Source organism: Pseudomonas sp. NBRC 100443, from assembly GCF_030268185.1.
Taxonomy (GTDB): Bacteria; Pseudomonadota; Gammaproteobacteria; order Pseudomonadales; family Pseudomonadaceae; genus Pseudomonas; species Pseudomonas citronellolis.
On record NZ_BSQE01000001.1, the window covers coordinates 329,725 to 341,921 of the forward strand.

The window sequence follows — 12,197 nt, forward strand, 5'->3', positions numbered from 1 at the left end:
GCGACGCGGGAGGGCGGGCCGGGTGGCCCGCCCGCCAGGATCAGGCGGCGATCTGCAGGCCGTACTCGGCGCTGGCGTCCTGCAGCCACAGCCAGAAGTAGTCGGCGAAGCTGCGGCGCACCACCAGTTCCCAGGTGTCCTCGCCGGTGTGGCGGATCACGCATTGGGACTTGGCGAAGATGCTGCCCACCGCCTTGCCCACCGGGAAGTTGCTCGGGTGCACGTCGTAGCTGGTGGACTTCATCAGCAGTTCGCGCACCTTCGGCCCGGTGAGTTCCAGCAGGGTCTGCCCGCCGCTGACGTTGACCACCGAGTAGTGCAGGTCTTCGCCGAGGGTTTCGCGCAGCTTCTTCTCAACAGTGAATTCCTCGCCGCCGGGGACGATCAGCAGCCACTCGTCCGGGCCCAGCCACTGCAGCGAGACCTCGCCCTTGGCTACCAGGCCCAGGGCCACCGGCAGCTCCAGGCCCAGGGCCTTGTGCACGCCTTCGGCGAAGGCCGCGTCATGGGCGCTGCCGCGCAGGGTCAGGTGGCCCAGCAGCTTTTTCTCGCGCAGGGTGATGCCGGCGTTGGCGACGCTGCGGCCGGCGAGCTTGTCCAGCTCGGCGTGGTGCAGCGGGGTCTCGACTTTCACCCCGGCTTCGGGGCATTGCTGGTAGAGGTTTGCCTTGCTCATTCGTATTCACCTTGGGGCGCCGTGCGCCCTGGAATCCTCTCACCCTCCCCCCGTCGGAGGAGGGCTCGGCCTTCGCTTGCGGCTTGTCGCTTACCGCTTGCAGCTGCTCTTAATCCACATTCTGCCGTTCGCCTTTCGGGTCGTAGAACACCGAGCTGCAGATTTCCGCCTCGATCACCCGGCCGTCGACCAGGGGCGCGTAGACCTTCTCGCCCATGCGCTTGAGGCCACCCTTGACCACCGCCAGGGCGAAGCCGTAGCCGAGGGTGCTGCTCATGTAGCTGGAGGTGACGTGGCCGACCATGTTCATCGGGATCGACTGTTGGGTGGTGAACACCAACTGGGCGCCTTCGGGCAGCACGTCCATGGGGTTGGTGGGCTTGAGGCCGACCAGCTGCTTGCGGTCCTCGCGCAGGCAGTCGGCGCGGTTCATGCCGCGCCAGCCGATCCACGAGAAGGGCTTGGTGCGGCCCACGGCCCAACCCATGTTGAGGTCGTCCGGGGTCACCGAGGCGTCGGTGTCCTGGCCGACGATGATGAAGCCCTTCTCGGCGCGCAGCACGTGCATGGTCTCGGTGCCGTATGGGGTCAGGTCGTACTTCTTGCCGGCCTCGACTATGGCTTCCAGCACGCCCATGGCGTAGTTGGCCTGGATGTTCACCTCGTAGGAGAGCTCGCCGGTGAAGGAGATGCGGAACACCCGCGCCGGCACGCCGGCCACCTTGCCTTCCTTCCAGGTCATGAAGGGGAAGGCGTCCTTGTCCAGGTCGATGTCGGTGACCTCGGCCAGCAGCTTGCGGCTGTTGGGGCCGGACAGGGTCAGGGTGGCCCAGTGGTCGGTGACCGAGGTGAAGTACACCTTCAGCTCCGGCCATTCGGTCTGGTGGTACAGCTCCAGCCACTCCAGCACGCGGGCGGCGCCGCCGGTGGTGGTGGTCATGACGAAGTGGTTGTCCGCCAGGCACGCGGTCACGCCGTCGTCGAAGACCATGCCGTCTTCCTTGCACATCAGGCCGTAGCGGGCCTTGCCCACGTCCAGCTTGGTCCAGGCGTTGGTGTAGACGCGGTTGAGGAACTCGCGGGCGTCCGGGCCCTGGATGTCGATCTTGCCCAGGGTGGAGGCGTCCAGCAGGCCCACCGACTCGCGCACCGCGCGGCATTCGCGGGCCACGGCGGCGTGCATGTCCTCGCCGGCTTTGGGGAAGTACCAGGGGCGCTTCCACTGGCCGACGTCCTCGAACTCGGCGCCGTTCTTCACGTGCCAGGCGTGCAGGGCGGTGAAGCGCACCGGCTCGAACAGGTGGCCGCAGTGGCGGCCGGCCACGGCGCCGAAGGTCACCGGGGTGTAGTTCGGGCGGAACATGGTGGTGCCGGTCTCGGCGATGCTCTTGCCCTGGGCGCGGGCGGCGATGGCCAGGCCGTTGATGTTGCCCAGCTTGCCCTGGTCGGTGCCGAAGCCCAGCGCGGTGTAGCGCTTGACGTGCTCGATGGACTCGAAGCCCTCGCGGCAGGCCAGCTCGATGGCCGCGGCGGTGACGTCGTTCTGCGGGTCGACGAACTGCTTGGGCGCGCGGGAAGTGGGCTTCTCGTGGGGCACCTGGAACAGCGCCACGGTCGGCTCCTCGACCCGCTCGGAAGCCTTCGGCAGCTCGCCTGCGACGGCCTTGAAGCCGGCGTCCTCGGCGGCCTGGGTGCCGGCGTTGTAGCCGTCCTGCAGGTTGTCGGCGAGGCGGAACACGCCGTTCACGGCGCCTGCGCAGATGCGCTTCTGCAGGCCTTCGCCGGGGACGAAGGCGAGGATGTCCTCGCGCCACTCGGGCTTGCCGCCCAGGTGCGAGGCCAGGTGCACCACCGGGCTGTAGCCGCCGGAGCTGGCGATCAGGTCGCAGTCCAGCCAGTCGCCGGGGGCGGTGACCTTCAGGCGGATGGGGTCGATGGCGGCGATTTTCGCGCCGCTCACGCGCTTGCCGCCGCGGGCTTCGATCACCGCACTGCCGGTGATGACGCGCATGCCGCGCTTGCGGGCTTCTTCCACCCACTCGCCGCGAGGGTTGGCGCGGGCGTCGGCGATGGCCACCACTTCCAGGCCGGCTTCCTGCCAGTCCAGGGCGACGCGGTAGGCGTAGTCGTTGTTGGTGGACAGCACCAGCTTCTTGCCCGGCGCCACGCCGTAGCGGCGCACGTAGGTGGAGACCGCGCCGGCCAGCATGTTGCCCGGCAGGTCGTTGTTGGCGTACACCAGCGGCCGCTCGTGGGCGCCGGCGGCCAGCACCACGCGCTTGGCGCGCACGCGGTGCACGCGGTGGCGCACCTGGCCCAGCGGCGCGGTTTCACCGAGGTGGTCGGTGAGGCGCTCGTGGATGGTGAGGAAGTTGTGGTCGTGGTAGCCGTTCACCGTGGCGCGCGGCAGCAGCACGACTTCCGGCAGCGACTTCAGCTCGGCCAGCACCTGCGCCACCCATTCGGCGGCGGGCTTGCCGTCGAGGGTCTCGCGGGTGTCCAGCAGGCTGCCGCCGAACTCTTCCTGCTCGTCGGCCAGGATCACCCGGGCGCCGGTGCGCGCGGCGGCCAGGGCAGCGGCCAGGCCGGCGGGGCCGGCGCCGACCACCAGCACGTCGCAGTGGCGGTTCATCCAGTCGTAGCTGTCCGGGTCTACCTCGGTGGGCGCGCGGCCAAGGCCCGCGGCCTTGCGGATGTACTTCTCGTAGGTCAGCCACATGGACTGCGGGTACATGAAGGTCTTGTAGTAGAAGCCGGGGGGCATCATCTTGCCGCCGACCTTGCCGAACACGCCCATCAGGTCGTTCTGCACGTTCGGCCAGCCGTTGGTGCTGCTGGCCACCAGGCCCGGGTACAGGGCCTGCTGGGTGGCGCGCACGTTGGGCACCTGGGTGGCCTCGCGCGAGCCGATCTGCAGGATGGCGTTGGGCTCCTCGGCGCCGGCCGCGACTATGCCGCGGGCGCGGGAGTACTTGAAGCTGCGGCCGACCACGTCGACGCCGTTGGCCAGCAGGGCGGCGGCCAGGCTGTCGCCGGCGAAGCCCTGGTATTGCTGGCCGTTGAAGGTGAAGGTCAGCGGCTTGCTGCGGTCGATGCGACCGCCACGGGAAAGGCGATTGATCTGGCTCATGTTCAGGCCTTCGCGACTGCGGGCTGGGCGGCGGGTTTCTTCTCGGCGCTGGTCACGCTGGGTTTCTCGCCGATCTTGTAGGTTTCGAGGATCTCGTAGGTCACGGTGTGGCGGGTGGCGTTGAAGTACTGCCGGCAGCCGGCGGCGTGCACCCACAGCTCGTGGTGGATGCCGCGCGGGTTGTCGCGGAAGAACATGTAGTCGCCCCACTCCTCGTCGGTGCAGGCGCCGGGGTCCAGCGGGCGCGGGATGTGCGCCTGGCCCTTGGCGTGGAATTCCTCTTCGGAGCGCAGCTCGCCGCAATGGGGGCAGAAGATGTGAAGCATGGTCTAAACCTCCGGGGTTGCCTTCCGTGGGAGGCGGGGCGCCGGCTCTTCGCCGAACCACCCTCTCCCGCCCTTCGGGCACCCTCTCCCGCAAGCGGGAGAGGGGAATCAGTTGTCGCCCTGCGGGCGAATGTTCAATGTGCGACAGCCGCAGCACCGTGCTCGTCGATGAGCGCGCCACTGTGGAAACGTTCGATGGAGAAGGGTGCGGCCAGCGGATGCGGCTCGCCGGTCGCCAGGGTGGCGGCGAAGACGTTGCCCGAGCCGGGGGTGGCCTTGAAGCCGCCGGTGCCCCAGCCGCAGTTGAAGAACAGGTTCTTCACCGGCGTCTTGCCGATGATCGGGCAGGCGTCCGGGGTGGTGTCGACGATGCCGCCCCACTGGCGGTTCATGCGCACGCGGGAGAGCACCGGGAACATCTCGACGATGGCCTGCAGGGTGTGCTCGATCACCGGGTAGGAGCCGCGCTGGCCGTAGCCGTTGTAGCCGTCGATGCCGGCGCCGATGACCAGGTCGCCCTTGTCCGACTGGCTGATGTAGCCGTGCACGGCGTTGGACATGATGACGCTGTCGATGATCGGCTTCAGCGGCTCGGAAACCAGCGCCTGCAGCGGGTGCGATTCGATCGGCAGGCGGAAGCCGGCGAGCTTGGCCATGTGCCCGGAGTTGCCCGCGGTGACCACGCCGACGCGCTTGGCGCCGATGAAGCCGCGGTTGGTCTCGACGCCGATCACCGCGCCGTCCTGCTTGCGGAAGCCGATGACTTCGGTCTGCTGGATCAGGTCCACGCCCAGGGCGTCGGCGGCGCGGGCGAAGCCCCAGGCCACCGCGTCGTGGCGGGCCACGCCGCCGCGGCGCTGCACGGTGGAACCCATGATCGGGTAGCGGGCGCTCTTGGTGCAGTTCAGGTAGGGGATTTCCTCGGCCACCTGCTGGGCGTTCAGCAGCTCGCCGTCCACGCCGTTGAGGCGGTTGGCGCTGACGCGGCGCTCGCCGTCGCGCATGTCCTGCAGGGTGTGGCAGAGGTTGTAGACGCCGCGCTGGGAGAACATGACGTTGTAGTTGAGGTCCTGGGACAGGCCTTCCCACAGCTTCATGGCGTGCTCGTAGAGCTGCGCCGACTCGTCCCACAGGTAGTTGGAGCGGACGATGGTGGTGTTGCGCGCGGTGTTGCCGCCGCCCAGCCAGCCCTTCTCCACCACCGCGATGTTGCGGATGCCGTGTTCCTTGGCCAGGTAGTAGGCCGTGGCCAGGCCATGGCCGCCGCCGCCGACGATGACCACGTCGTACACCGGCTTGGGCGTGGGCGTGCGCCACATGCGCTGCCAGTTCTCGTGGTGGCTCAGTGAGTGCTTTAACAGGCCGAAGCCGGAGTAGCGTTGCATGTGGGTGCTCCTGAAAATCTCGTGTCGCGGCGTTCTACCTGTAGGAGCGGGCCCTGCCCGCGATGCTTTCGGCCATTCGCGGGCAGGGCCCGCTCCTACGGAACAAGGGCCGCGGGAATCTCAACGATAGACCGGGAAGTCGGCGCACAGGCCGGCGACCTGGGTGGCCACCTTGGCCTCGACGTCGGCGTCGCCCAGGTGGCCGAGCACGTCGCAGATCCAGCCGGCCAGTTCGCGGCTCTGTTCTTCCTTCAGGCCCCGGCTGGTGATGGCCGGGGTGCCGACGCGGATGCCCGAGGTGACGAACGGGCTCTGCGGGTCGTTGGGCACGGCGTTCTTGTTCACCGTGATGCCCACGCGGCCGAGAGCGGCGTCGGCTTCCTTGCCGGTCAGGCCCTGCTTGACCAGGCTGATCAGCATCAGGTGGTTGTCGGTGCCGCCGGAAACCACGTCGTAGCCGCGGTCGATGAAGACTTCGGCCATGGCCTTGGCGTTCTTGATCACCTGGGCCTGGTAGTCCTTGAACTCCGGCTCCAGCGCTTCCTTGAAGCACACCGCCTTGGCGGCGATCACGTGCATCAGCGGGCCGCCCTGGGCGCCGGGGAACACCGCGGAGTTGAGCTTCTTCTCGATCTCCTCGTTGCTGCGAGCCAGGATCAGGCCGCCGCGCGGGCCGCGCAGGGTCTTGTGGGTGGTGGTGGTGACCACGTCGGCGTAGGGCAGCGGGTTGGGGTACAGGCCGGCGGCCACCAGGCCGGCGACGTGGGCCATGTCGACGAACAGCAGCGCCCCGACCTTGTCGGCGATGGCGCGGAAGCGCGGGAAGTCGAGGGTCTTGGAGTAGGCGGAGAAGCCGGCGACGATCATCTTCGGCTTGTGCTCCACGGCCAGGCGCTCGACCTCGTCGTAGTCGATCAGCCCGGTGGCGGTGTCCAGGCCGTACTGCACGGCGTTGTACAGCTTGCCGGAGGAGGAGACCTTGGCGCCGTGGGTCAGGTGGCCGCCGTGGGCCAGGCTCATGCCCAGGATGGTGTCGCCGGCGTTGAGCAGCGCCAGGTACACCGCCGAGTTGGCCGAGGAGCCGGAGTGCGGCTGGACGTTGGCGTAATCGGCGCCGAACAGCTGCTTGGCGCGGTCGATGGCCAGCTGCTCGACCTTGTCGACGTGCTCGCAGCCGCCGTAGTAGCGCTTGCCCGGGTAGCCTTCGGCGTACTTGTTGGTCAGCCCGCTGCCCTGGGCCTGCATGACGCGCTTGCTGGTGTAGTTCTCCGAGGCGATCAGCTCCAGGTGGTCTTCCTGGCGTTCTTCCTCGGCGGCCATGGCGGCGAAGAGTTCGTCGTCGTAGCCCTGGATCTGGTCATGCTTGCTGAACATCGCGGTCTCCGTGCGACAGGCGCGTCGCTTGTGGGTGGAGGCTGCCCTGACCGCCCGCGCCGGGAGCCTGGCAGGGCTCGGCGCGAAGGGATCGGTATTAGCCAGTTGCAATCGATTGTGCGCAATAGCCAGCCCCCCCATTTGCCTGTTTGCGACGTCAAAATGCCCAAACCTACCCGCGCGTTGCACCGCCCGTCCCTGCTTCGTCTGCGCCGGGCCCGCGACGGCCGCGAAGGCGTCGGCGCGACATCGCCAAGGGTGTAAGCTGGAGGCCGCCAGCGCCCCCGGCGCATGTCGCAGAAGAACAAGAAAAGCAGGCTGTCCTGACTGCCGTCGCCCCGCCCCGCGGAAAACGCCGTGCCAGCCAGCGCAGTGGAGGTTTCGATGATGCTCAGTGCTGTCCCGACCAACGGTCGCGAACACCAACCCGACGCCGTTGCGGCCACCGCCACCAGGACCTTCGGCTTCCTGCTGGTGCCCAACTTCACCACCATCGGCTTCGCCTCGGCGGTGGAAACCCTGCGCATGGCCAACCTGGCGGCGCACCGGCCGCTGTACCGCACCCTGCAGATAGCCGCGGACCTGGAGCCGGTGCGCGCCAGCAACGGCATGCGCGTAGTGCCGGACCACGGCATCGACGAGGTGCCGCGCCTGGACGCGCTCTTCGTGGTCGGCTCCAACCCCATCCCGGCCAAATGCGACCGGCGCCTGCTCGACTGGCTGCGCAAGCTGGCCCGCCAGGGCGTGCCGCTGGGCGGCATCTGCACCGGCAGCCACCTGCTGGCCAGCGCCGGGCTGCTCAAGGACTACCGCTGCACCATCCACTGGGAAGACATCGAGCAGCTCAAGGAACGCTTCCCCGGCATCGTCATCTCCAACCAGCTGTTCGAGCTGGACCGCGACCGCTACACCTGCTCCGGCGGCACCGCGGCCATGGACATGACCCTGCAGCTGATCGCCCGCGAGCCGGGCGGCGTGGAGATCGCCACCCGCGCCGCCGAGCTGCTGCTGTGCGACCGCATGCGCGGCTCCCGCGAGCAGCAGCGCATCCCCCTGCGGCAGAAGCTGGGCAGCGCCCAGCCCAAGCTGAGCCAGATCGTGGCGATCATGGAGGCCAACCTGGAGGAGCCGCTGGAGCTGGACGAACTGGCGCAGCTCAACGAGGTGTCGGTGCGCCAGCTGGAACGCCTGTTCCACAAATACCTGCAGCGCACCCCCAGCCAGTACTACCTGGAACTGCGCCTGAACCGCGCCCGCGACCTGCTGTTGCGCAGCGAGGCGCAGATCCGCGAAATCGCCCTGTCCTGCGGCTTCACCTCGCCGGCGCACTTCTCCAAGTGCTACAGCCGCTTCTTCGGCTGCTCGCCGCGCGGCCAGCGCAAGCAGAGCCCACTGGGGGCCTGAAACGCGAAAAGCCGTGCCCGGGGGCACGGCTTTTCGTTACGGATGGCGCGGCTGCCTCAATCCTCCATCGGCCGGTGCGCCGTCTCCCGTACGCAGAGCATCGCCAGCAGCGCCACCGCCGCCGCGGCCACCAGCATCCAGGCCGGCGCCAGCTTGTTGCCGGTGAGGCTGATCAGCCAGGTGGCGATGAACGGCGCGGTGCCGCCGAACAGCGCGTTGGCGGTGTTGAAGCTGAAGGCGAAGCCGGTGTAGCGCACGCGGGTGGGGAAGATTTCCGCGAGGAAGCAGGGCAGGGTGCCGTCGTTCATCGCCAGCATCAGGCCGAATCCGATCTGGATCAGCAGGATGAAGGCGAAGCCCTGGTTGCCCAGCAGGCGGAACAGCGGCACGGTGAGCGCCAGGAACAGCAGCGAGGCGGCCACCAGCATGGTCTTGCGGCCGAAGCGGTCGGACAGCTTGCCCATCAGGAAGATGAAGCCGATGTAGGTGGCCAGCGACACGGTGGAGGCGAGGAAGGAATCGCTCTCGCTCATGCCCATCTCGGCGGACAGGTAGGTCGGCATATAGCTGAGGATCAGGTAGAAGGCCACCGCGTTCAGGCAGGTGGCGCCCACGGCCACCAGCAGGTGCTTGCGGTGGGTGCCGAACAGCTCGCGGATCGGCGCGCGGTGCTGGCCCTGCTTCTGCTCCATGGCCGCTTCCATCTCGCGGAACTTCGGGGTATCGGCCAGGTGCAGGCGGATGTAGCGGCCGATCAGGCCCAGGGGCGCGGCCAGCAGGAAGGGCAGGCGCCAGCCCCATTCGTGCAGCTGGGCGCTGTCCAGGTGGGTATACAGCTGGGCGGCGAACAGCGAACCCACCAGCAGCCCGGCGGCGGTGCTGGCCGGCACCAGGCAGGTGTAGAAGCCGCGCTTGCCTTCCGGGGCGTACTCGGCGAGGAAGGCCGAGGCGCCAGCGTATTCGCCCGAGGCGGAGAAACCCTGCACCAGGCGGATGGCCAGCAGCAGCCCCGGCGCCGCCAGGCCGGCCTGGGCATAGCCGGGCAGCAGGGCGATGCAGAAGGTCGAGCCGGACATGATCAGGATCGACAGCGACAGCGCGTTGCGCCGGCCGAAGCGGTCGCCGATGTGGCCCCAGACGATGCCGCCGATGGGCCGCACGATGAACGACAGGGCGAACACCGCGAAGGTGGCCAGCAGGCCGGAGACCTTGTCGGTCTGCGGGAAGAACACCACGGCGATGACTGCCGCCAGGTAGCCGTAGGCGGCGTAGTCGAACCACTCGACGAAGTTGCCCATGAAGGCCGCGCTGGCGGCCCGGCGCAGGACGCGGCGTTCCTCGGAGACGGGGGCGTTCATGGCGCTTCGGCCGTAGGCCAGGGGTTGCTGGGAGAGGCTCATTGTGCGCCTCCCGCCGGTTGGGCGCAGTGTTGCGCGGGGGTGTCGGGAGCGCCGCTGGCGCCGTGCGTGAAGGTGACCATTGCCCATACCTCTGTTGTTATCGAAATGGAAGTTCGGCAGCGGGTAAGTCGTGGCTGGCGCGGATACGCCCGGCGCAGCCTCTTGTTCTTATCGGTCGTGGCACCGCCCCGGGGCGGTGGTGCTCGTTCTGCAAGCGAAGAAGCCGCGTGCTGTGCGCACGCGGCTCCCGAGGTCATTTACGGATGATGTTGCGCTGCGGCCCGTAGGGGAACCGGGTGATGTTCTCGGCGCCCTGTTCGGTGACGATCAGGATGTCGTGCTCGCGGTAGCCGCCGGCGCCCGGCAGGCCCTCGGGGAGCATGATCATCGGCTCCATGGAGACCACCATGCCCGGCTCCAGCACCGTGTCGATGTCCTCGCGCAGCTCAAGGCCGGCCTCGCGCCCGTAGTAGTGGCTGAGGGTGCCGAAGGAGTGGCCGTAGCCGAAGGTGCGGTATTGCAGCAGGTCGTGTTCCAGGTAGATCTCGTTCAGCTCACGGGCGATGTCGCAGCAGCGCGCGCCGGGCCTGATCAGCTTCAGGCCGGCCTCGTGGACCTTGACGTTGACCTCCCACAGGCGCAGGTGCTCGTCGGAGCAGTGGTCGAGGAACAGGGTGCGCTCCAGGGCGGTGTAGTAGCCGGCGATCATCGGGAAGCAGTTCAGGCTGAGGATGTCGCCCTTGTTCACCTTGCGCGAGGTCACCGGGTTGTGCGCGCCGTCGGTGTTGATGCCGGACTGGAACCAGGTCCAGGTGTCCATCAGCTCGCCGTCGGGGAAGCGCTTGGCAATCTCGCGGATCATGGCCTGGGTGGCGTGCAGGGCCACTTCGTATTCCGGCACCTGGTCGTGCAGCGCCTCGACCACCGCGGCGCCGCCGATGTCGGCCACCTGGGCGCCGTGGCGGATGATGGCGTGCTCTTCGGCGGACTTGATCATGCGCATGCGCATGCAGGCGGCGGCCACGTCCACCAGCTCGCCCTCGGGATAGCGGGCGGCGAGCTTGTCGCGGTTCTGCAGATTCAGGTGGTCGAACTCCACGCCGATGCGCCGGGCCTTGGGCAGGGCCTGCTGGATGGCGGCGAAGTAGTTGTCGCGCTGCCAGTCGGTGTAGACGATGTTGTCGGTGCCCTGGGTGCGGCGCCAGGGCTGGCCGCCGTCGATGTTGGCGCTGATGCTGACCACAGCGTCCTGGGTGACCACCAGGGCGTAGGGGCGGCCGAAGGAGCAGTAGAGGAAGTCGGAGTAGTAGTTGATGTTGTGGTAGGAGGTGAAGACCGCGGCATCGATGCCCGCCTCGGCCAGGTGGGCGCGCAGTCTGGCCTGGCGGTTGGCGTATTCCTGCCCGGAGAAGGTCGGGCGGACCTTCTGGCCGTTGCGGATGCGGATCGTCTGGGGCATTTGCATGGCGTTCTTCCTCGCTGCTTCTTGTCGTTCGACGCGCCTTTCTGGCCCGTCGTTGGAAGGCATTGCAGCAGAAGGCCGGGGCGCTCTTTTGCACGAATCCGACCCGAACTTGGACGTATCCGCTCGGCCCGCGCCGGGGCGCTCTTCGTAGGATGGGTTGAGCTTGCGAAACCCATCGCCATGGCCTGATGGGTATCGCTTCGCTCAACCCATCCTACGGCGGCGTTTCTCGGTGTCGTGGGCGCAAAAAAAGAGGCCCGCAACGTGCTGCCGACACGTGCGGGCCTGTGGTGCAACCGGGGAAAGGGCTAGTGCAGCGCCGCCTGGCGCCGCTCCTGGGTCGGCGGGCGGCCGAAGTGCTCGCGGTAGCAGCGGGTGAAATGCTGCTGGCAGGGGAAGCCGCAGGCCCGCGCCACCTCGGCCAGCGGCCGGGCGCTGCCGCGCAGCAGCTGGCGGGCGTGGGCCAGGCGCAGGCGCTGGTAGTAGCGCGCCGGCGTGCATTGCAGGTAGCGCTGGAACAGGCGCTCCACCTGGCGCCGCGACAGGCCCAGGGTGGCCGCCAGCTGCGGCATGCCCAAGGGCCGCGTGAGGTGCGCGCGCATCAGCGCGATGGCGCGCTGCAGGCCGGCGTGGGGCGGCGTGGAGGCCTGGAGGGTGCCCAGGCTGCGTTCGTCGTCGAGGATGGTGCGCACGGCCTGGGCCAGCGCCGGGCCCTGGCTGCGGCCGATCAGTTGCAGCAGGGTGCTGGCGCAGTCGCCCTCGCCGCTCGCCGGGCGGCAGCCTTCCGGGCCGCAGAGCAGCAGCAGGTCGGCCGGCGGGCGCTGGGCGAGGCTGGCGTCGCAGTTCACGCACAGGCCGCTGCTGGCCCTGGCGGGGCCGCCGTCCAGGCTCAGCAGGGCCCACACGGCGCAGCTGGCGCCGGCGAGCAGGTTGGCCTGGCGCAGCGGCTCCAGGGCCAGCGCCAGGGCGAACAGGTCGAAGCCGTCCTGCAGCAGGAAGTTCACGTGGGCCGGGGCGGTGTCGTGCATGGCGCTCTC

The 12,197-nt window shown here is 68.6% G+C and carries 9 protein-coding genes; 1 reads left to right on the plus strand and 8 read right to left on the minus strand.

The genetic code is table 11. From position 1 onward, the window contains the following. Positions 1-40: 40 nt before the first annotated feature. The 5 genes from QSJ95_RS01480 to glyA all read right to left on the minus strand — a co-directional run bounded on the left by QSJ95_RS01480 (position 41) and on the right by glyA (position 6,891). Positions 41-676, minus strand: a complete 636-nt coding sequence (locus QSJ95_RS01480; RefSeq protein ID WP_009614655.1) for a sarcosine oxidase subunit gamma — start codon at positions 674-676, stop codon at positions 41-43. A gap of 109 nt (positions 677-785) precedes the next feature. Continuing rightward, complete coding sequence (locus tag QSJ95_RS01485) at positions 786-3,806, minus strand: sarcosine oxidase subunit alpha (protein WP_043312472.1); 3,021 nt, start codon at positions 3,804-3,806, stop codon at positions 786-788. A 2-nt stretch (positions 3,807-3,808) separates the two neighbouring features. After that, the gene (locus tag QSJ95_RS01490; RefSeq protein ID WP_009614657.1) at positions 3,809-4,132 is read right to left on the minus strand and encodes a sarcosine oxidase subunit delta; all 324 of its coding nucleotides are present in this window, start codon (positions 4,130-4,132) and stop codon (positions 3,809-3,811) included. Between the two features lie 134 nt (positions 4,133-4,266). After that, complete coding sequence (locus tag QSJ95_RS01495; protein ID WP_009614658.1) at positions 4,267-5,517, minus strand: sarcosine oxidase subunit beta; 1,251 nt, start codon at positions 5,515-5,517, stop codon at positions 4,267-4,269. 120 nt (positions 5,518-5,637) lie between these two features. Further along, a complete protein-coding gene (gene glyA, locus QSJ95_RS01500; RefSeq protein ID WP_285639398.1) occupies positions 5,638-6,891 on the minus strand; it encodes a serine hydroxymethyltransferase in 1,254 nt (417 codons plus the stop codon). A 387-nt stretch (positions 6,892-7,278) separates the two neighbouring features. Between glyA and cahR the strand changes: the two genes are divergently transcribed. Further along, complete coding sequence (gene cahR, locus QSJ95_RS01505) at positions 7,279-8,295, plus strand: transcriptional regulator CahA (RefSeq protein WP_009614660.1); 1,017 nt, start codon at positions 7,279-7,281, stop codon at positions 8,293-8,295. 56 nt (positions 8,296-8,351) lie between these two features. On the opposite strand, the gene QSJ95_RS01510 is transcribed toward cahR, so the two are convergent. The 3 genes from QSJ95_RS01510 to QSJ95_RS01520 form a co-directional block, all read right to left on the minus strand. Continuing rightward, positions 8,352-9,653, minus strand: a complete 1,302-nt coding sequence (locus tag QSJ95_RS01510; RefSeq protein WP_193427672.1) for an MFS transporter — start codon at positions 9,651-9,653, stop codon at positions 8,352-8,354. A gap of 295 nt (positions 9,654-9,948) precedes the next feature. Further along, entirely contained in the window at positions 9,949-11,160 is a 1,212-nt protein-coding gene (gene creA / locus QSJ95_RS01515; RefSeq protein ID WP_009614662.1) for a creatinase, read from the minus strand. 308 nt (positions 11,161-11,468) lie between these two features. Next, positions 11,469-12,188, minus strand: a complete 720-nt coding sequence (locus QSJ95_RS01520; protein ID WP_285639406.1) for a GlxA family transcriptional regulator — start codon at positions 12,186-12,188, stop codon at positions 11,469-11,471. Between the last annotated feature and the right edge of the window lie 9 nt (positions 12,189-12,197).